Origin of the sequence: Paenibacillus sp. P46E (assembly GCF_001909095.1) — a bacterium.
In the GTDB taxonomy this organism is placed as follows: domain Bacteria; phylum Bacillota; class Bacilli; order Paenibacillales; family Paenibacillaceae; genus Paenibacillus_AQ; species Paenibacillus_AQ helianthi.
The window spans coordinates 42,408-62,786 of the sequence record NZ_LVYZ01000039.1 but is presented as its reverse complement, the minus strand read 5'-3'; the positions used below and the strand labels follow the sequence as shown (position 1 = coordinate 62,786).

Annotated in this window: 17 protein-coding genes; 14 read left to right on the top strand and 3 right to left on the bottom strand. The window is 46.5% G+C overall.

The features are described 5' to 3' along the window. Window position 1 precedes the first annotated feature (1 nt). The 3 genes from A3849_RS13725 to A3849_RS13715 are packed head-to-tail and all read left to right on the top strand — an operon-like array spanning window position 2 to window position 4,714. Window positions 2-1,048 (top strand): methyltransferase, encoded by a 1,047-nt coding sequence (locus tag A3849_RS13725; protein ID WP_074111930.1) that lies wholly within the window; start codon window positions 2-4, stop codon window positions 1,046-1,048. Window positions 1,049-1,079: 31 nt separating this feature from the next. Then, a complete protein-coding gene (locus tag A3849_RS13720; RefSeq protein ID WP_074111929.1) occupies window positions 1,080-2,804 on the top strand; it encodes an ABC transporter ATP-binding protein in 1,725 nt (574 codons plus the stop codon). Continuing rightward, on the top strand, window positions 2,801-4,714 hold the full coding sequence (locus A3849_RS13715; RefSeq protein WP_074111928.1) for an ABC transporter ATP-binding protein: 1,914 nt from the start codon (window positions 2,801-2,803) through the stop codon (window positions 4,712-4,714). The genes A3849_RS13720 and A3849_RS13715 overlap by 4 nt, the downstream gene beginning before the upstream one ends. 103 nt (window positions 4,715-4,817) lie before the next feature. Here A3849_RS13715 and A3849_RS13710 read toward each other — a convergent pair whose 3' ends face one another. Beyond that, a complete protein-coding gene (locus tag A3849_RS13710) occupies window positions 4,818-5,738 on the bottom strand; it encodes an aldo/keto reductase (RefSeq protein ID WP_074111927.1) in 921 nt (306 codons plus the stop codon). 162 nt (window positions 5,739-5,900) lie between these two features. Here A3849_RS13710 and A3849_RS13705 point away from each other — a divergent pair, with 162 nt between their 5' ends. Then, window positions 5,901-6,284 carry a MerR family transcriptional regulator gene (locus A3849_RS13705; RefSeq protein ID WP_074087182.1) on the top strand — a complete coding sequence of 128 codons (384 nt, stop codon included), beginning with the start codon at window positions 5,901-5,903 and terminating at the stop codon, window positions 6,282-6,284. On the opposite strand, the gene A3849_RS13700 is transcribed toward A3849_RS13705, so the two are convergent. Beyond that, window positions 6,274-6,540, bottom strand: coding sequence for a hypothetical protein (locus A3849_RS13700; protein ID WP_074111926.1), 267 nt, complete (start codon window positions 6,538-6,540; stop codon window positions 6,274-6,276). The genes A3849_RS13705 and A3849_RS13700 overlap by 11 nt on opposite strands. After that, window positions 6,533-7,144 (bottom strand): hypothetical protein, encoded by a 612-nt coding sequence (locus A3849_RS13695; RefSeq protein ID WP_074111925.1) that lies wholly within the window; start codon window positions 7,142-7,144, stop codon window positions 6,533-6,535. The genes A3849_RS13700 and A3849_RS13695 overlap by 8 nt, the downstream gene beginning before the upstream one ends. 212 nt (window positions 7,145-7,356) lie before the next feature. On the opposite strand from A3849_RS13695, the gene A3849_RS13690 reads away from it, so the two are divergent. The 10 genes from A3849_RS13690 (at window position 7,357) to A3849_RS13645 (ending at window position 20,363) form a co-directional block, all read left to right on the top strand. After that, window positions 7,357-7,875: a hypothetical protein gene (locus A3849_RS13690; RefSeq protein WP_074111924.1), complete on the top strand. Its 519-nt coding sequence runs from the start codon at window positions 7,357-7,359 to the stop codon at window positions 7,873-7,875. Window positions 7,876-8,083: 208 nt separating this feature from the next. After that, complete coding sequence (locus A3849_RS13685; protein ID WP_074111923.1) at window positions 8,084-8,527, top strand: hypothetical protein; 444 nt, start codon at window positions 8,084-8,086, stop codon at window positions 8,525-8,527. 115 nt (window positions 8,528-8,642) lie between these two features. Continuing rightward, complete coding sequence (locus tag A3849_RS13680; protein ID WP_074111922.1) at window positions 8,643-9,485, top strand: major tail protein; 843 nt, start codon at window positions 8,643-8,645, stop codon at window positions 9,483-9,485. 84 nt (window positions 9,486-9,569) lie between these two features. Then, window positions 9,570-10,031, top strand: a complete 462-nt coding sequence (locus A3849_RS13675) for a hypothetical protein (protein WP_074111921.1) — start codon at window positions 9,570-9,572, stop codon at window positions 10,029-10,031. 167 nt (window positions 10,032-10,198) lie between these two features. After that, a complete protein-coding gene (locus A3849_RS32880; protein WP_178382687.1) occupies window positions 10,199-10,369 on the top strand; it encodes a hypothetical protein in 171 nt (56 codons plus the stop codon). A 66-nt stretch (window positions 10,370-10,435) separates the two neighbouring features. After that, window positions 10,436-14,713 carry a hypothetical protein gene (locus A3849_RS13665; RefSeq protein WP_074111920.1) on the top strand — a complete coding sequence of 1,426 codons (4,278 nt, stop codon included), beginning with the start codon at window positions 10,436-10,438 and terminating at the stop codon, window positions 14,711-14,713. A gap of 11 nt (window positions 14,714-14,724) precedes the next feature. Further along, entirely contained in the window at window positions 14,725-15,366 is a 642-nt protein-coding gene (locus A3849_RS13660) for an S-layer homology domain-containing protein (protein ID WP_074111919.1), read from the top strand. Between the two features lie 51 nt (window positions 15,367-15,417). Next, window positions 15,418-16,830 carry a hypothetical protein gene (locus A3849_RS13655; protein ID WP_074111918.1) on the top strand — a complete coding sequence of 471 codons (1,413 nt, stop codon included), beginning with the start codon at window positions 15,418-15,420 and terminating at the stop codon, window positions 16,828-16,830. Window positions 16,831-16,845: 15 nt separating this feature from the next. After that, window positions 16,846-19,944, top strand: coding sequence for a M23 family metallopeptidase (locus A3849_RS13650; RefSeq protein ID WP_074111917.1), 3,099 nt, complete (start codon window positions 16,846-16,848; stop codon window positions 19,942-19,944). Next, a complete protein-coding gene (locus A3849_RS13645) occupies window positions 19,944-20,363 on the top strand; it encodes a hypothetical protein (protein ID WP_074111916.1) in 420 nt (139 codons plus the stop codon). Before A3849_RS13650 ends, A3849_RS13645 begins: the two co-directional genes overlap by 1 nt. Window positions 20,364-20,379 lie beyond the last annotated feature (16 nt).

Below are 20,379 nucleotides of genomic sequence, written 5' to 3'. Positions count from 1 at the left end.
AATGACTAATGCAACTAAAAGTGAACAGTCCATGCCCAAAATATTTCCCCAGGCTGTAGTGATGCAGATTGTATCTGGTTTGGGATTTTCTCTTGCGGTCAAAACCGCAGTGGAGTTAGGTGTGTTCGATGCATTTAACAACGGCAAATCTTCTGTATCTGCATTGGCAGAGTCGCTGGATTTGAATGCCCCGGCTCTGTCCAGGTTGTTAATGGCACTGCAATCTATAAGTCTGGTGATTCAAGACGAAGAGGGGGACTATGATGTTACGGAGTATGGAGCCACGCTTCTCACCGGGAAATCACCCAGATCTCTGGAGCCGCTGGTGAAATACCTGCTGCATGAGACCGTGGTGCAGTCCATGGTTGAGATGAAATATAGCATTCAAACTGGCAAACCTGCATTTGAGAAGGTTTTTGGCGAGCAATGGTATGGAAATCATGAGATGAAAGATGATTATCTGCAAACAATGGATAAAGCTATGGAGATTTACTCCAGGATGAGTCTGCCGGCATTGCTAACGTCCTACCCATTCGATCAATATGATGTCATCGTTGATGTTGCCGGAGGATTGGGGCAATTGATTACAGGAGTACTCAACTCGGTTCCCGGGGTTAAGGGAATCTTGTTCGATCTTCCCGAAACGATAGAAAGAGCCAGAGTAAATATCGGAAAGTCGGAGCTAGGGGAACGTTGCGAGCTGGTCCCTGGCAGTATGTTTGAGCAGATCCCTGCTGGCGGCAGTCTATACATGATAAGCAAGGTACTGAATGACTGGGATGATGAGCATGTGGTCAGTATTCTCAGCAATATCCGCAAGGTCATGACAAGGGACGCCAAGCTGATTATTATCGAGAACCTCCCTGCCAAAGAGGGGCTGTCCCCGGAAGAGGCCTTCCGTGATTTATTGTTCCTGGTTTGTTCCGAGGGCGGAAGTGTGCGCAATCAAGCAGAGCTGGGCAAGCTGGTTGATCAAGCAGGATTGGATATCTTGACCGTCAAACAAACACCAAGCAAATTTTCCATAATCGAATGTGCAGTCCGATAAGCCGTAGTTTGTATAGTGGGAGGTCGGGAACTTGACAAAATTGTTGAGATTTTTAAAGCCCTATAAAGTTCATATCGGCTTGATATTCATATTAGCTTTTTGTCAGGCAATGGCAGAAGTCTATCTGCCTACATTAATGTCGGACATAGTGAACAAGGGGATTCTAAGAAAAGATACCCATTATATTCTGGAAATCGGGGAGTATATGATTCTGGTGGCTCTACTTAATGCAGTGGTCATTACATTGACCAGCTATATATCTGCGAAGGTCACTGTAGGGTTTGGGGGTTCGCTGCGCAGTGCTGTGTTTGCCAAAGTACAGAGTTTTTCACTACGGGAATTGGATCATATCGGTACGGCTTCCCTTGTTACCCGCACAACGAATGATATTACACAATTCCAGCAGATATTCACGACGATGCTGCGCGTGATTATTGTTCCGATGATCCTGATTGGAAGCATCATTATGGCTGTTTCAAAAAACGCACAGCTTTCTCTGGTTTTTCTGGTAGTTCTACCGGTACTCGGACTATGTACTGCTGTTATAGGGAAGAAAAGCATGCGCTTTTTTAAGACCATGCAGGAAAAACTGGATCTAATAAACCTGGTTTCCCGTGAGAACCTGAAGGGGATCAGGGTCATCCGCGCTTTTCATCAAATGGAGGGCGAGACCCAAAAATTTCAAGAAGCGAGCAAAGACCTGACTGCTATTGCTGTAAAAGCAAACCTGACCATCGCGCTGGTCATGCCCCTAATGATGTTGATCATGAATGTGGCTACTTTGGCGGTTTTATGGTACGGCGGTTTGTTTATAGGCAGCGGAACTATGCAAATTGGGGATTTGATGGCGTATATCCAATATATGATGCAGATCATCATATGCATTGTATTTGTTTCGATGATGTTTTCGGTTATGCCACGGGCCAAAGCCTCAGCGGAACGGATTCATGAAGTTCTTGCGCTTACTCCGGAAATTCAGGATAAGAGTCAGGTCCGGAGTATTGAATCTGGCAAAGGCTGCATCGAATTCCGGGATGTAACCTTTAGTTATCCGGGAGCGGAGCGCCCAGCGTTGCAAAATGTTTCTTTTCTGGCCAGTCCGGGTAAGACCCTTGCCATTATTGGCGGCACCGGCTCTGGAAAATCTACTTTAATCAACCTCCTCCCCCGCTTTTATGATACACAGGAGGGGAGTATTCTATTGGATGGTGTGGATATCAAGGAAATCTCACTGCAATGCCTCAGAGCCAGAATGGGAGTGGTCCCGCAGCAAACATTTCTCTTCGGGGGTACGGTTGCTGATAATATCAGGTTTGGGAGCAAGAGTGCAGCACCAGACGATATCAGGAAGGCTGCTGAAATGGCCCAGGCTCATGAGTTCATCCTTCACATGGAAGGTGGATTTGACGCGAAAATAACGCAAGGCGGAACTAATATTTCCGGTGGACAGAAACAACGGCTTGCAATAGCGCGTGCGCTGGTCCGAAAACCGGAAATCTATATTTTTGACGACAGCTTCTCAGCTCTTGATTTCACTACAGACCTTCATTTAAGGACAGCGCTTAAGAAAGAAACATTGGCAGCTACCGTAATTATTGTGGCGCAAAGAGTAAGCACGGTTATGGATGCAGATACCATTATTGTCATGGATCAAGGCAGCATAGTCGGAATGGGGACACATAAGGAGCTGCTCCATACCTGTGAGACTTATAAGGAAATCGTCTCCTCACAACTTTCAGGGGAGGCGTCGGCATGAGCAAGGAGGATAAAACCTCGTTAATGAACAAATCCATGAGAGGCCTCAATCCGGTAGGCTCCATTGGCCATCCCAAAGAAAAGGTCAAAAACTATAAAGGTACGGTCAAAAGAATTCTGGGATATCTGGATAAATATAAGCTACAGGTTATAATGGTATGTCTGATGACTGTGGCCAGTACATTATTCAGTATTTTCAGTCCTAAAATTATGGGGAATGCCACCAATATTTTAGCAGACGGGATTTCCGGTAAACTGAAGAATACCGCTGGGGCCCATATTGATTTTGCTGCGATTAGAAATATCATATTCATTCTGTTCAGCATCTATTTGATTAGTGCCGTCTTCTCCTATTTACAGCAGCATTTCATGGTGAATATCTCACAAAAAATCGTTTTTCAAATCCGAGAAGATCTGAACCGGAAGATGGCACGTCTGCCTTTGAAATTTTTGGATTCGCACTCCCATGGTGAACTATTAAACCGTATAACCAATGATGTGGATACGATTGGAGTTACCTTGCAGCAAAACCTTACGCAGATGATTTCAGCCGTAATTCTCATTGTTGGAGTGTTGGTTATGATGCTGATGATCAGCCCTTTATTAACTTTGGTCACGGTAGTGACCATTCCCTTAAGTGTCTTATCGATCAAGTTCTTGGCGGGACGGTCGCAACCTTATTTTATCGCACAGCGCAGAGCAGCGGGTGAGCTTAACGGACATGTGGAAGAAATGTACACAGGTCTGACGGTTGTAGAGGCTTACGGGCACGAAAAGGAATCAGAGGAGAAGTTTAGGGAGATCAACGGTAGACTCTGTGAAGCGGGGTTCAAGTCCCAATTTATTACCGGTTTTATGATGCCCTTAATGGATTTCATCAACAACATTGGTTATATCGTAGTGTGTGTAGTCGGTGGTATTTTTGTAATAAATGGCAGCATAAAGATAGGTGATATCCAAGCCTTCATTCAATATTCCAAGCAGTTTTCACGGCCGATTAATCAAATCTCAAATATTATGAACAGCTTTCAGTCGACTATAGCATCCGCTGAACGGATTTTTGAAGTACTGGATGAGATGGAGGAACTGAAAGATATAGAAGATGCAGAAGCCTTTGCTATAACGAATCCTCAGGGACGGGTTGACTATCACAATGTCAGCTTTGCGTATGAAGAGGGGACGGCCCTGCTTCGGAATGTTAATTTTCATGTGGAACCGGGGGACACTGTGGCGATTGTAGGACCCACGGGGGCCGGAAAAACTACTCTGGTTAATGTGTTAATGCGGTTTTATGAAATTAATCAAGGAGAGATCCGGATTGATGGAGTGAACATCAGGGATATGAAGCGGGCTGATTTACGGAGAATGTTCGGTGTGGTCCTTCAAGATACCTGGCTGTTTCATGGGACGATCAAGGACAATCTAGCTTATGGCTGCAAAAATTGCACGTTTGCGGAGATTATCCATGCTGCGGAACTGGCTCACGCTGATCATTTTATCCGCACTTTGCCGGATGGTTATGATACTGTAATCAACGAAGAAGCCTCGAACCTCTCCCAGGGGCAAAAACAATTACTGACCATCGCCCGGGCCTTTCTTACCCACCCGCCGATTCTAATTCTGGATGAAGCTACCAGTAATGTGGATACGCGTACGGAGATTTATATACAGAAGGCTATGAACACTTTGATGAAGGGTAAAACCAGCTTTGTTATCGCCCACAGGTTATCCACTATCCGCAATGCAGACATTATCCTGGTAATCGATCAGGGGGCGATAATTGAACAGGGCAGCCATCTTGAGCTTTTGAGAGCAAGAGGGGCGTATTTTGACCTCTATCACAGTCAATTCGATCCTCTGGAGCCGGATTTAAACCTGATACCTGTAGCAGGTGGGCTACAGGTACGGTGACCAGCAGCCATGAAGAGAATCAGGCAACCTCATTCATAGTTAAAACCCGTAAAAACCTTTGTTCATAAAGGTCTTTACGGGTTTAGTATTTTCTGTAGCTTATTTACGGAAGTATATTGCCTGCAGCACGGTAAATTTCATACCATTCTTCTCTGGATAGGGTAATGTCCGAAGCCTTGGCGATGTCCAGCAGGCGCTTGGTATTGGTAGTACCTACAATTGGCTGCATCTTGGCAGGGTGTCTGAGGAGCCAGGCGATAGCGATGGCGGTGTCGGCAACGCCTTTTTCGTCAGCCAAACGGTCTATGACCTTGTTCAGTTCAGGGAACTTGTCATTGCCCAGGAATACGCCTTCAAAGAATCCGTATTGGAACGGAGACCAAGGCTGAATGGTCATGTCGTGCAGCCGGCTGTACTCCAGGATGCCTCCATCATGTACCACGGAAGCGGAGTTGGTCATATTGACGTTGAAGCCGGAATCAATCATGCCGGAAACCATAATGCTAAGCTGCAGCTGATTGAAGAGCAGTGGCTGTTTGACATTTTTTTTGAGCAGCTCAATCTGCAGCGGGTTCAGGTTGCTGACACCGAAGTGTTTAACCATGCCTTTTTGCTCCAGAACATCGAAGGCTTCAGCCACTTCCTCAGGCTCCATCAGGGTGTCGGGACGGTGCAGCAGAAGTACATCCACATAGTCGGTTTTGAGACGTTTCAGGCTGTTCTCTACGGATGACACAATATGTTCTTTGGAGAAGTCGAAGAAACCTTGCCGAATCCCGCATTTGGTCTGAATCATCAACTTATCGCGCATGCCCGGGCTGCTCGCTACGACTTCGCCAAATACTTCTTCGGCTTTGCCGGCGGCATAAATGTCTGCATGGTCAAAAAAGTCAATGCCTGCATCCAGGGCACTGTGAATATGAACGTCCGCTTCTTTGGCCGACAATTCGGCAATCCGCATACATCCTAATGAAATTTGGGCAACCTCCAGCGTACCGTTACCCACGTTAATTGTTTTTACCATGAATCATTCACTCCTTAAATGTAAGGTACAGTGTAAAGTGTAGACCTTAGAGCTAGGTGTAAGTCAACAGTTTTGTTAGCGCTCTTTTCATAGATTCGTATTGGTGGTAATTTAGATGTAGATCAACTTGCCGGAGCTGAAGCGGCGGAATGGAGCAGAAATATGGGGTACAGCATCAAAACAATAGCACAAAAAAGCGGACTAAGCCAATATACACTGCGTTATTATGAAAGGGAGGGCGTCCTGCCTGTTGTAGCACGGGATGAACACGGAAACCGCTGTTTTCAGGACGAGGATTTGGAGTTGATCTCGCTGATCTGCTGCTTGAAGGACACGGGAATGCCGATAGCCGAAATTAAGCAGTTCATCGCATTATCCCAAGAAGGGACAGGAGCACTGCCCGACCAGCGGAAGCTGCTTCAGGCGCATAAGCTGCAGATCGATGAGAAAATTAAATTTTTTCAGAGCTTTGCGCAAAAGATTGAGCATAAGATTGCTTATTTTGCCTCGCTAGAGAGGGAAGCGGAAGCGAAAATCAGGAAATAATATCTGCGCGCTCAGCGATACGGTACAGTGTGTCATTTTCTAACCCGGTGTGGGGATTTTTACCAGTGTACTCTTCTACAAAACCACGCAAAATGAGATTTTGAAGATTCTCATTGATTTCCGATGTTTTTATGCCCATATTGTTACATTTAAGAGCAGCGAGAATTTGATTGAAATTTCCACTACTATGGGATAGGCCTGCTTTTAGTGCATAATATACCGGATATGAAGAGTCTCCCATCAATGGTCTATTCATGTTCAGCCTCCCTGTCTAAATACTCTACTACTATTACTTGGTGAACAACTTTATTAAGGCGCTCATAGATCAAAGCAGCATCCTCCACAAAAAAACGGGTGAGCTGTTTGGGCATCACAATTTTCAGGCTGAAATTTTTATCATGACTTGTATTGTAAGTATCGATCTTGAATTTCTCCTTTTCCAAAATATCCATATACTGAACTAAGCAATTTTTAAAGTACAGATCGTCATCCTTGCTAGCTGGCAGATCACAGGGCTGGATGTCGAACAGGACCCCGGTAAATTCACTGTCGTTATGGTTATGGTTAAACTGGATAATGTGATGGATAAGATCCCCAATGAGCCAAAGTCGCAATGGATTAGCCCAATCTGGCTTACGGACATACACATTGGGTTTATACTCCAGGTTATGTGCTGTATGAGTAAAACTATTTAGATATTGTGATCGGGAGCTTTGCAGCTGATAGCTATCGGTCTCTATATACACATCAAAAATACGATTGTAAGCCAAGGTTTTCACGAAGAAGGGGCATATATCCAATAGGGCCGTGTTTTTTACACCTAGTCCACGTCCGTCTGCTGTTTTAAATATCAATTCCATAGTGTATAACTCCTTCATAAAATAGACTGAAAAAGAAGGCGGGAAGAGGTCCCGCCTGGTGTGGGCGGCCGGGAGGCCGCTTATAGTGAAACAGTCTTGGGAGGACTGTGGAAAGGGGACGAGGCTTTTACTGCCTCACTATCACATACGCAGCCACTCTCTGATTGTTTAGTACCGATTCGGTATATTCTACAACCAAGAGGTGAATGCGAATGCTTGATAAATTCAAAGAGTTTCTCAGCAGGCAAATAACTGTGGAGATTAAGCATCCAATGACGATAGTTGCTCTATTAGAAGGAGATTATAAGGCTCCTGCGAACAATCGAACCTACACATTAATGGAGAACTTGGCGCGTATGGGGGGAGATCAGGTTGTAATTATTTGTTTGCACCAGGGGGGCGAAAGCGGGGCAGCAGCGCGTGTGAAACCATTCAATAATTTTACGGTTGCCAAAATAGGTTTAGATGTTCGTTCTTTATTTCAAGGACGTATCATTATGTGGACTGATTCATCAAGGTATGCTGACACACTTAGATCTGCTCACCCTAATTTAATTGTGTATGACGATAGAGAGGATCGTCAGGAGGAAGATATGTACGATTTAGCCGATATTGTCTTAAGGTATGATGTGGACCAAGCAGATAACTATATTCCGGCTAATGCAGCAGGTGCAGGAAAAGTGATTAGAATCATACAAAATACACCCAGCAGAAAGCCGCCACGTCAATAATCGTCTTTGCAGCTCGGTTGAAGACTTAAACCCAGTACCGTTACGGTGCTGGGTTTTTAGTTATCTGTGATGAGGAGGAAAAGCGTTGAGCTTTTGCAGTGGACGGAGGGCGGGCTGGTGACATCCATGATTTGTTTCTGTGCGCGGGCATATCTGGGTTTTGGCCTAATCTATTTGAGCAGGGAAAATCCAAATTAGGGAGGTTACTATGGTCACTGACCTTTATGCTGAGATTCATCGGATACTTCGTACAGATTCACAGCTCTTAGAGTTAATGCACATTAATCCGGCAGATGTATTAAGGGTAGAGCAGCGGATTCAAAAGCGATCGCAGCCCTTAAATCTTATTGAAGGCAACCTGCCTTTAATTAGCTTTTATGCGAGCCGGAAGGGCAAAATCAGCCGAGAGAATGATCTGGTATATCATTCGTTCATCAAATTCAATACTTACACGGCTAATAATGTGGATTTGGCGTTGAAGATCTCTAAACGGATTGGTGAATTATTTCGGAATGTCATAAGTCCGTTTGAGAATGTGGAGAACTTCGAAACAACGCTGTATAAGGAACATGAAACGCCAACCCTTATGTCAGATGTGTATTGTTTCACTACGGTACTTCACTTTTCTCTATCTTTGGACGGGGAGTGTTAGGGATTACTGCAGCCCGCCTACTCTATTCAGGAAGAATAAATAAGAGCCTCGGGCTTGCTGATCAGCTCACAGATTAGACAAGCTTGATGTATCCATTAAAGGAGTGAATTTACGAATGGCTAAAAAGATGATTATTAAGGGTGTTGGACAATTTCTTGCAAAGAAATATGCAGCCGATGGTAAAGGTGTTGAGGTGGTATCGCTCGGTACGCTTCAAAATCTGAAAATTGATCTTAACGTAGAGCTGGAAGATGTGTTCGGTTCGGACGGCCTATTCGCGATCGATAATCTTGTGAAGTCAAAATCGATTGAAATTACAGCTACAGACGCAAAATTCGACTTGGCTCAGCTATCCCTAATGATGGGATCTACAGTGAAAGAAGATGTAAATGGTTCTCTCTGGGTACTCAATGAACAGCATGAACTGATTAAAGGAGAGCTTGACCACAGTGCATCTTCCGGACCGGATGTTGCTCTAGCAGAAGTCACATTCGGCAGCACCCTTTATGGCGACGGCAATTTCACTGTGAAGCTGAAGGATGCCAACTCGCTCCTTGAGAAAGTGGCGTACAGCTCAACTGTTGCGCCAACAGACAAACAGTTCATGGTGACTTCCGATGCAGGAAAAACCTATGTGATTCTAAATACATCACATACCAATAAGGATGTTGTACTGAGCTACCAGCGTACAGAGATCATCGATGTGGTAGATATTCTGGTTGACGAGGTTCCTTTCCCGGTTCATATCATTCATCATGGATCATTTTTGCAAAAAGATGGCACGTTCCAAGGCATTGAAACAGAGTTATACCAATGCCGGGCAAAAGGTACGTTCTCTATCGATGCTGCCCGGGCTACTGCATCTACTTCTCAGATCACCCTGCAAGTGCTTGATCCGGAACGTGCGGACCGCAAGCTAGGGAGTATCAAGCGTTATTCGGCAGCCTCGAACGTGTAACTTCTGAAGCTTGCTGCGGATGAACGAGGCCCGGGTCCCCACCCGGGTCTTTGTTTTTTCAATAAAACACAAAGGAGAGGGATTATGAGCAAGTCAGTCCAGGAACTACTGCATGCGAAAGAAATGAATGAGGCTGCACTAAGACGGATTCAAGCAGAGAGCACAGAAGAGGAATTACCAGAAGACAAGGAAATTCGTTTATCAGAACGTGTGTGGTTTGAAGAGGATGAAGAGATCATGTTGCGTAATGGAGAACTGTACCGGATTCCACCAATGACATTTGGGGATACGCGAGAGTTCATGCAATACCTGAAAACGGTCAATGTAGGCGAAATCATTCTTAACTTTGCACCGGGCCAGGAAGCCAAGGAAAAAACACTTCATGATATTTTGGGGCTGGCTTTTCAAATCTATCCGGAAATTGCTTACCGTGATAAAGCGGGGAATCTGGTAGTGGATCATTCATTTATTGACCGTAATGTGGATCTTCGCACGGCTAAGCGTATTCTGGATGTCATGATGGATCTTAATGGACTAAAAAAGTAGAACGGGCTGAGGGAGAAGAGCCGACAGGGGTAGAAGTCCGCGATACAGAGACAGGAGGACCTGTCACATGGAGCGAAGTTTTTTTCTATCTTCATAAGCATTGTAACCTCGATAAGTGGGCAATCAGGAGATACACTTACCCGCAGATTCAGGAGCTCCTGAAGCAGGTGCATAAATATATTCGTTTTGAGGTAGAGATTGTAACCGCGCCTCTCCGGGCAATGTTTGGCGGAGGCAGCGGAGAGGAGAAGCAACCCGAAGGCTACAACGATGAGAACTACCATGAAATTGATGAAAACGGGGTTATGGCGCTGGCGCGTATGTTTGGCGGAGGGTAAAAGTGAAGTCCTGCCTATTCTACTTAGGGTGGGCTTTTTTTTATTTGATAAGGGGAGGGATGAACTATGGCATCTGATCATAATCAGGAGCAAAGTAATTCGTTAGAAGCGGAAATTCTGCTCAAAATGGGTTCTCTTGCAAGACAGACCGCCTCATATGCTGAGCAGGTGGATGCACTCGTTGCTTCTTTGGGCGATATCTCCAAGGAAGCGGGAGCAGTAGATACCGTTGGCCGAAGACTGGAAGCAATGGTTGATAAGATAAAGGGGATGAGTAGCAGCATAGACGGTGTTGAGGCTGCACCAGATGACTCCCCGGCTATTTTTTTGACCCAGAGGATGGAAGCTCTGCAACAAACCCTCACAGATAAGGTCAGAACGCTGCTGGATATTCAATTTACCGAGCTTGCCAAAGCATTGAACGAGCTGCAAGCTGTGCCGGTGAGCTTCGGTAACGCTGCTGCTGACATTCAGCTAGGCGGGTACCCTCAGTCCGGGCGGGATTCCTTGGGACCACAGCGGAAGCCTGAATACATGAGCGGTGAGCTGAACACTGCCGTGAAGATTCTGGCTGACCAAAGTCAAAAATTAATGTCCGCTGTTATGAACGCTATGCAAAATATCCTGGGGGATTCTTATGACAATGGTGCATCTCTGCTGCTCTCTATGGGATATGAAGCCAATAAAGCGTTTGAATATCAAATGGCACAGGCAGCTATAAACCTTAAGACGAAGGGCGGGGGGCTTCCGAATTCACCAGAGAAGCCGGTTCAAAATATGGCACTTGCCTATGGACTGCCTGTGGAAGATGCCGCTGTGGCCTACCGGTATGCGACTACGGCTGCAACTGATCCGCTTGAAGCACAGCAGATTGCAGCACAGGCTGCCAAGCTGAAAAATATTGGAGGCATGGATATCCAACAGGCCGCAAGTGGTCTTGCTTCTATAGCTGCAAAGTGGGAACTTGACGCAGCAGGTGTTGAGGATGCCGCCAATATGATGGTGGCAGGTTCAAAATTAGCTTTTACTCAAATAAGTGATCTGCTCGAAATGCAAAAATCTGCAAATACCGCCCCTGCATTCAATGGATCTAATGAAGACAAGCGGCAGACGATGGCCGACTCTATTGCTGTGTCTTCGATGTATCCCTCAATTCTAAGCAGGACAGGAGATCCAGGTAAGGCGTTCTTTATGAATATGCTGGACCCTCTGGATGATTCTTCCTCCAAAAAATTTGAAGAGATGTCTCAGCGGACGGGATTTAAGACTCTCGATCCCTGGAGCGGAAGCCAGAATGTGAATGGGGAAATAGGGAAATCGCAAAAATCTGAAATGGACATGCTGTTGGGGATTACAGATGTCATGGATAGACTCGATGCGAATGACCTTGATTATGTTCAACAGAACTATGCCAGCAAATTAGGGAATGACTCCGGTGCAGCTACGGCTCTATTAGAAGACATGACGCGGGTCAATAAAGCTCCAAGTGTCCAGGCAGTGGGTGGCGCTGCAAAGGTTGCAGAGAAATTGCAGGACAAGCAATGGACTGCGGATCAATCCAATCAGATGCTTGCAGAGAGTATGCTGACCTATGAATTCCAGGATCAGAAGCTAAAGACGATGTGGGAGGTTTCAACACAAGGGATATTTGATCATCTGAAGGAAGAGTTCCAAGCCGTAAGCTCGAGGATTATTGCCTTTTTAGATGTAATCCGCAGCCATGCCGGATTTTCTACTGAGGAGATTTCGAGTTCCGGGAAAGGTGGGCAGGGATCTGCTGCTCAGCAGGCTCCGAAGGCCGATCTGCAAAATCACATTACGGCTGTACAAAAACGGCTCGATCTCGTAAACAGTAAGCGCAGCGTTCTGAGTGTCGGCCACTTAAACGACAAGCTTGGCACCCAGCGTGAGGAGTATGAACAGCATAAACTGCAGCGGGCTGAGATCGAACGAAGTGGTAAATATGGTTCTGAAGAGCATATAGATGTTAACCGCCGGATGAACAAGAAGCAATGGGATATCGATCAGACCCGGCGGAGTCTCGTGTGGGCTCAATCGGTTGATCCAAGGCTGGACTTAGAAGCACAGCATTTGGAACGCACACTGACAATGCTTATCCGCCAAATGAAAGAGATGGATCATCAGGCCGACTCCGTAAACACCCGGATGGAACTGCTGGACACCGCCATGAGGGTTGACAGGCAGGATGGAGATTTGCTGGTTAACAGCATAGCAAGGATATCCGGGGAATTAATCAGCGGGACCATGAATGCCCGGAAATTTGAAGAAGAGCTGAGGCGGGTTAGTTCCAGTGCAGGCCATTCAGATCAACGTATCAAGCAGTTCATTAATGACATGGTACAGCTTAATAAAGAGTTCCAAGATACAGGTGATATTCAAAATTATATAGACGCTTTAGCCCGCTTAGAGCGTACGGGTAGACTGCAAAATTCAGGGACTGCCCCAGGGCAGGCGACTGAAACTGAAAGTAAGTCAGCCTCCGGAGACAAAGGCAAAGGCAAAGGCAAAGACAAGGACAAGGACAAGGACAAGGACAAGGACAAGGATGAGGATGAGGATGAAAAGTCCGCCTATGATGTAGCAAAGGAAGTCCAGGAATTTTTCAACGATGACTGGTATGAGGATGAGGATGAGGAAGATAACGGTGGCAGAAGAAGCGGCTCTGGCGGCTCGGATGAGGAAGATAACGGTGGCAGAAGAAGCGGTTCGGGCAGCACGGATGAGGATCATAGCGGGGGGAGAAGAAGTGGCTCGAGTGGCTCTAATAGAGGTAGAAGAGGAGGTAGAAGAGGCGGATCTGGCGGGGGCAGGAGGGGAATTGTAGGAAAGCTGGCAGGCCTGACCAAAGGAGCCGGGAAGCTATTCTCTAAAGCCGGGAAGTTTGGAAAGCTTGCTTCAACGGTGGGTAAGGGGCTGAAGATCGGGCTGAAGAAGGTTCCATTGATCTCGGCAGTTGAAACCGCAATGGACTTTTATAGTGATGTTGTTGCTCCGCTCAGCATGACTAAAGAAGAAAGGGCAAAGCAAGATGCAAGCGGGCGGGTTGATCTGCAGAAGAAGGCCCAAACAATCGGCGACGGTAATTTTTTGACGAAAGCTTTTGGTATTGGTGAAATGATTCTGGATGGCGGTATCCGAGGCGGGATTAATCAAATCTTCGGTGGCACCGGGGTTAAATGGACGGAATATGCGGACGCTCTGAAAATTTCGTTTAGCGGAAAAAAGGGAAAAGATCTTACTAAAGCGCTGGAGCAAAAGTTTAAAGGGAATGCAGACTCTGAGAAAGTAACCAAAAAGGTTGAGGAAAAACCAAAGAAGGCGGATGATCCGCTTGATTCGAATGTAGATAGTAAGAAGGACGATACAGAGTATTCTGATCGTAATCAGGCTGTCAGGTATGAGGACGCACAATCGATGATGTCCAGAACGATGAGTCTCCAGCAAAACGAAACCGCAAAAATTCAGGCAACCCATGATGAAAGCTACGCCAAGCTTGTCATGTCCGGCGTTCGGGAGGATTCCGCAGAAATGCGTGCGCTCTTCGAAACGTACTTTAAAAAGAATATTGAAATGCTGGACGGTATCCTAAATGGAACGAAAAATGCGGACGGGAAAATCATTGATGAGGGCTTAATCGCCAAACGCGACCGGCAGCCAGCGGGTTCAGACTCCTATAACGAAATAGACGCTCAGATTGCTAATATACAGGGACAAATCTCTTCACTGAAACTTCAAGACTACCAGATGAGCGCTGATGGTGAGTTCAATGACATCATGGGGCAGCTTAATCATGACTTGAAGATTTCAAATGCGGACTGGAGCATGAAGAGAAGTGATGCTATTCTTTCAGGCGCCAGAGAAGACTCAAATGGAGTCAAACAGATTCAGAACGCGATGGCTCAGGATACTAACTCTCGGATTGGCATCACCCTGGGCGATTTGCATAGCCTGCTGGATAAAAATAAGGATAACGAAACTCAGCGTAATAAAATACTGGAGCAAATTAAGGAGCTGGAGGTTCAGCAGAAGAATAATCTGGTAGACATTAAAAATAGCCTGCTGCAAGGGAAATCCACATTCAATCTTCCAGATGGCGTACAGGCCATGAGTTATTACGAAATGAAGGTGAGTGAAGGGACAGCCAAGCAGGTATCCTTTGGTTCTGGAGATGTGAATGTCACCATTCAGGCGAATGTTAACGGACAGCAGGATTGGACGGCTGTAGGCAATCAGGTGGCAGGCATCGTTAAGAATGCCAACGTCAATGTCTCTCGCGAGCTCTCGCAGCAGGTAAAGACAGGGATGCAATACAATCATAGATAGGGGGAGAGACAATGCCTGCACAGTATCCTTTTGGAACAGCAAATGATCGCTATAGGAAGCGGTTGTTCGTAGAATCAGGACTGAATTTCACAGAAGTAGACGCTAAGATCGTAGAACCCTATGCCCCGCCAAGTCCGCAATTATCGCTTAAAGAGATCAAGATCATAAATGCTCCGAGCCATTTTCACCAGATGGGCATTTCTAGCTACAAGGTTCAATTGAGCCTGCTCTTCAAAGATAAAGAGGCTTACAATAATTATCTTACCTACTGCGGCTGGACCCACAAGTTTTATGATGAACGCGGAGTTCTGTATTTGGGATCGCTGGAAAGCATCAACCCCTCGCCAGTATGGCTCAATAACGGTTTGGACAGTAATCAAGACCGCAACAGGGGATATAAGTGCGTGATTGAGCTAGTGCTGATCAAGAAGGACGGGTATGACAAGAAGCACCGTTTTGAATATCAGGATACTGAGGGTCACTGGGCCGAAACGGATATAGAAGAAATGGCTGACGCAGGGCTGGTTACGGTGGTACAAGCAGACGGCACTCCGGTCCTTTACTTCAGGCCGAACGGCTATATTACCCGGGCAGAATTTGTTTCCTTTTTAAACCGGACCCGGCGGTTCGTCGAACGGATGTTGAGAGAGTAGCCTGCAGGCTATTCTCTTTTCCGTTCTATACTATAAGTGAGGTGAGCTGAGATGGCGACTTGGGTAGATGTTACCCCAAATGATTGGTTCTACAACGAGGTTATGGAAGCGTCCGGGATTGATCTGGAAGATGGGAATCCTATGATTTCCGGGATTGAGTATGGAATGTTTATGGCTGATGCCCCCTATTTGTACGAAGAACAGAGCGGTTCAGAGGGGAAAAAGCTATTTACGCTCTCGAAGAAAATCGTTCCCACTCCGGCAAATCCACTATTTGTATATGTAGATGGTGTGCAGACCGTATATAAAAAGGTAAGCAATCCTTCGGCAACAGCGACTCTGATTGAATTCTATAGTGCCCCGCGCAAAGGGTCTATCGTGTCATTTGTCAGCCAGGGAAAAGTTCTTACAGACCGTTTTGGCCGTCCGCAGGACCCGACAAGCTGGTCAGGATTCGGGCATCCGAAGCATGTGCTGGATAATGGGGAGGATTACGTCTGGGACCCGTTCAACAGAAGCTATCAGGAATATTGTTATGCGTTCGGACGACCCTTGAAGCGAATTGTAATTGATGAAGAGCTGTGGGGAGTAAGTGTACCCAGCGCGCTTGTCGCTAAATATCTTGGAAACAAAACGGATTCCTATATGGTATCCCCCGCCCCCAATGCCTGTATCTATCTCCCCTATAATCTGAATGGTGTGACCTGCAAATTTGACTATATTGTTTTTAAAGACGGGTACTACCAGCTGAAGGGTGGAGAGTTCAAGGCGACAGCCGGAATGACTTGGCGTAATGACCGTTTTTTCCCCAACGCATACATCACCCGGGGAGAGGCCTTCACCTTAATCGATAGAGTGCGCAAGACGCTGTATAGCCGATTTAGTGATATTGATGCCCCAACTGCCAAGCTGGATCAATACATGTATGCCGAGGAGGGGCAGCGGCGCTTCCGGTTGAATGGCACATACCCGGCAGGCCAGGGGCTGCTGAAGGTCAAACGCAATGGTGTACTGCTCACTAAAGATGTGAACTATCAAGAGACGGACAACCATACCATTACTTTTGTGAACCCGCAGCCAGCAGGAACTACTATATATTTTTACTACGAAAAAAAGGTATCTACTAGATTTCTGGATGTGGGTACACTTACCGCACTATATAACAATGAAACTAAAGAGACGATCACCGTAGATGGACGGGTACCAAATGGGTCCTGGTGGGCGGAGCCGGTGCTTTCTATGGAAGGTGAAACCTTTCAGGATGGCCGGTATTTAATTGAAGGCTATGAGCTCTCCCGGTTTGTGAATGGAAATCCTGTAGTGGATAACATGTACACACCGATGGATGCGGTTTCGGAAGGACAGAAGAAGCCTTATTTTCTGCCATCCACACTCTTAAACCGGGCCCAGGCTGTAACATTTCTTAACCGGTTCAGAAAATGGTGCATTGAACGTTTTAAATGAGTAAGGGGGATAAAGATGCAGTATGTGACCGAAGAAATGCAAAGGCTTCTGGCTGATCGTTTAAAGCTCGGAGAATATGCGAAACCCGTGTGCCGGGTTGAAGTAGACCGCATGGCCTTTATTCCTGGACGAACAGAAGAGATTTCCTTTGTGACCGGAGAGGCGTCAAAAGAAGTGAGTCTTCAGCAGACGTTCATTGAAGAGGGATCAGCGGGACAAACGCTGGTGAACTATCAGGCTATCGTGCCGCCAGTTCCAGCCCGGGGGTCTTTCTCCCCGGACGATATCACCAGTAAATTCGGCATGAGAAATGGGAAAATGCATACCGGTATTGATATAGGTGCATCCGTGGGAGAGACGGTTGTCGCAGTATGGTCTGGACGTGTGTCAGCAACCAATCATAACAAACCCTATACCGGATATGGCTATTATGTTGATGTGCAGCATGACAATGGCGTAATGACCCGGTACGCCCACCTTAGTGAGATCCTTGTCCGGGTAGGCAGCGTAGTCCAGCAGGGCGATACGATTGGGCTTTCCGGGAATACGGGACATGTGATGTCTGGAGGAAAGGATGTTCAAGGGAATTATGACGACCCTAGCTCTGACCGGTCGAAAGGCAAGGGGGCTCATCTCCATTTTGAAATCAGAGTAAATAATGATCCTAAGAATCCGCAGCCGTACCTGGAAGGCACCTCCAAAATGTTCATTTCCTCGACGAATACAGGTGGAGGTCTCACCAACGGAGCAACGATTAAAGGAACCGTAGGGGCGCAGGTGTTCAATCAGCAATTTAAGGATAAACAATGGATTAATGTCCCGGGTATCAAAAATATAAGCCCCGATGCGGTTAACCTAAGCTCTATACAGTATATGCAAAGGCCAAGTTATGACAGTTACCTGGTTTACGATTTTGTAGCCAAGAAGGTGAATGCCCCGCGTTCGTGTTCGTTCGACATCGAGTTTGAATCGGCGAAGGATTGTCTTCTAAAAGTCGGGTATTTCAGCAATGTGACGGAAGGTCTGGAGCTCAATATTTATTTCAATACACAGCTGCAGGTGAAGGTTAAGAAATTCGATGCCGGGAGTTCTATAGAATCTGTTGAAGATGTCCCCTTTCCAGCCGGAACTTACACCATCAAAGTCGAGGTTCTATGGTATGGCGGGGTCAGCTGCAAGCTGGGCCTGAATGATATAAGGATTAATGAAGTGAAAGGCGGCGTGAACACGGACAAGCTGTCCGCTGCGGATCCTGCGCAGAAAAACGGATACTATGAGACCGCTGAAATCGAGTCTATTGTCTTCAATGAAGTGAAGAAAGAGAACTCCTTGCAGGTGGGCCAGTTCGTGTATATGGATACACTGGTTCTGGATAATATTATTTCGGTTGATATAGATGATCAGCTTGAGATGGAGTCGCATGAAGCCCGAATTGTCATTTCGAACCCCGATGGATACTATTCCCCCGACTATAACCCTTTCTATTTCCCTGAAATGTATCAGGAGTCCCCTTGGAGCTACTATATAAATGGTTATCATGTAGGCGTTCTTTCTGAGAATACGCCAGTGCGTATTTATTACGGGTATGGTCAGAATTTTATTCGTGTCTTTACAGGGCTAATTGACAAAGTGGATGGCGTGGCAGAAGACCATCAGCTGACCATTACATGCAGGGATATGTATAAAAAAGTACTGAATCATGTGCTGCTGGAGGATAAAGCCTATCCTAAGGTGAGTGTGCTGGACACTAAAAAAACGGAAACGAAAGTAACGGACGCAGGCAGTGTGACCGACGGATACAGTGGTTCCCGCTTTGAAGAAATTGTGGCGAGGGCTAAGTACAATGCCAAACACCCCAACTTCAAGGGGGCTGCTGTAGATTACCTCTTCTTGCTGGCTATTGCAAAGCATGAAACGAATATGGGTACGGCAGGAGCGGGCCGGGAGTCCGGCGGAAGCTATATTCTGGGATATGGTGTACCCAGTGGCTCAGCCAAGCAACCGGAATATGCGGGGATTAACAAGCAACTGTATTTTGGAGCCAAACGCTATGCAGAGGCGTTAAAAAGCCGCGGTTGGAGGATCAACTCGCTTGAAGACGTGAAATACTTCTGGCGGGGAGGAGACAAGGGAAGCTATCAATGGTCTAAAGACACGAACTGGCCAAATCCGGTATGGAGTATTTATCAGAGTTATGTGGCTGACCCTTCACCCTTTGCTGATATACCGGCATATCCGCAGACTACGTCTTCCACAACTGCAGCAACAGGTACGGGACCAGATGATCTAAAGGCCGCATGGCTGAAATCCGCAGTCGTGACAGATCTGATTGTTTCTGCTGGAATGACCGGCTGGCGTCAAGCTCCAAACGATATCCACTATCCTGACTATGTGATTGAGGAATCGTATTTCATCAGTACTAGCCAAGCTTCTGGTAAAGTTATTCGTGCTGTCCCGAATAAGGAAGGCGAGTTTGAAGAGGTGGACATTAATGCTGTCTTGACACCGAATGGCTGGCTTAACCCTTATATAGAGGAGTATGGCAAGGAGTTCGAGGCCTTCGAGAGTAAAGCTGGGGATGCCATTTCGGAAATTACCAAGGATACCAACTACCGTTCTTACTGTGACCGTTACGGGACATATCGCCTGGAAATGATTAATATGAACAAACCCATCGCCGGACAGTTCACCGAATATGACAACCTGGTTTCCTTGGAGAAGTCTACCGACTGGAGCCGGGGCCGCAGCCATCTTGCTGTGTTTGATGATGAAGGGAAATATATGCACTTTGTAGATACGGAGATCCTGCTGGAACTCAAGGGTGAGGTCCGGACAGCCGTCCTTAATGTTCCGTATGCCAAAAGTGAGGTGGAGAAGCGTAAGATTGCTGAAAGATTTTTCTTTGACAATAAATGTATATGTCGTACCCTCCAAATCTCTGTTCCGGGAAATCCTGCGCTGGAAGTAATGGATAGAGTATACATCTCCGACCGCAATACAACGACAAGAAGTGTCTACACTATTAAAGGGATCAGATCATCGTTCTCCGTCGAGAATGGCTATCTGCAAATCATCGACCTAACCTGGTCGAGCGGAGAGGGGGCTATTCTCTAATGGCCGGTGTAGCCAACGACTATTTAATTTACCCGATTATGGATCTGATCAAGGCGGAGACAAAGAAGGCTGCTACGAATACAACGGCTGCCGATCCGTTTGCAGGCACTCCTTCTGTCCTGCTGATCCGAGAACACCCTCTTGACGCAGAGAAGGTTACCGGGGCCCACATGCTCTATGAATCAGGGTATGTTACTGATATTTATATGACGTTTGGGTGCGGTGATGATATGGCAGGGGTTCCTGTTAACGTGGACTCGGAGCATGCAGACTGGGAATACTACACGGTCTGGCGGCTGGGAGCAGTGAACGTGGTCCGCAAGAATCCGGCGGGGGCAACGCTAGAGAATTTAATTATCGGTCTAAACTATGATGAGGAAAGCGGACACTTAAAAGGGACAACCTTAACGCGTATATAGGAGGGGGTGAAGCAGA

Excerpts from the sequence above, each read along its gene's own strand:
- A3849_RS13655 (WP_074111918.1), top strand. The coding sequence starts at position 15,418 with ATGGCGACTTGGGTAGATGTTACCCCAAATGATTGGTTCTACAACGAG.
- A3849_RS13675 (WP_074111921.1), top strand. The coding sequence starts at position 9,570 with ATGAGCAAGTCAGTCCAGGAACTACTGCATGCGAAAGAAATGAATGAG.
- A3849_RS13665 (WP_074111920.1), top strand. The coding sequence starts at position 10,436 with ATGGCATCTGATCATAATCAGGAGCAAAGTAATTCGTTAGAAGCGGAA.
- A3849_RS13710 (WP_074111927.1), bottom strand. The coding sequence starts at position 5,738 with ATGGTAAAAACAATTAACGTGGGTAACGGTACGCTGGAGGTTGCCCAA.
- A3849_RS13695 (WP_074111925.1), bottom strand. The coding sequence starts at position 7,144 with ATGGAATTGATATTTAAAACAGCAGACGGACGTGGACTAGGTGTAAAA.
- A3849_RS13705 (WP_074087182.1), top strand. The coding sequence starts at position 5,901 with ATGGGGTACAGCATCAAAACAATAGCACAAAAAAGCGGACTAAGCCAA.
- A3849_RS13680 (WP_074111922.1), top strand. The coding sequence starts at position 8,643 with ATGGCTAAAAAGATGATTATTAAGGGTGTTGGACAATTTCTTGCAAAG.
- A3849_RS13690 (WP_074111924.1), top strand. The coding sequence starts at position 7,357 with ATGCTTGATAAATTCAAAGAGTTTCTCAGCAGGCAAATAACTGTGGAG.
- A3849_RS13650 (WP_074111917.1), top strand. The coding sequence starts at position 16,846 with ATGCAGTATGTGACCGAAGAAATGCAAAGGCTTCTGGCTGATCGTTTA.
- A3849_RS13685 (WP_074111923.1), top strand. The coding sequence starts at position 8,084 with ATGGTCACTGACCTTTATGCTGAGATTCATCGGATACTTCGTACAGAT.
- A3849_RS13715 (WP_074111928.1), top strand. The coding sequence starts at position 2,801 with ATGAGCAAGGAGGATAAAACCTCGTTAATGAACAAATCCATGAGAGGC.
- A3849_RS13645 (WP_074111916.1), top strand. The coding sequence starts at position 19,944 with ATGGCCGGTGTAGCCAACGACTATTTAATTTACCCGATTATGGATCTG.
- A3849_RS13660 (WP_074111919.1), top strand. The coding sequence starts at position 14,725 with ATGCCTGCACAGTATCCTTTTGGAACAGCAAATGATCGCTATAGGAAG.
- A3849_RS13725 (WP_074111930.1), top strand. The coding sequence starts at position 2 with ATGACTAATGCAACTAAAAGTGAACAGTCCATGCCCAAAATATTTCCC.
- A3849_RS13700 (WP_074111926.1), bottom strand. The coding sequence starts at position 6,540 with ATGAATAGACCATTGATGGGAGACTCTTCATATCCGGTATATTATGCA.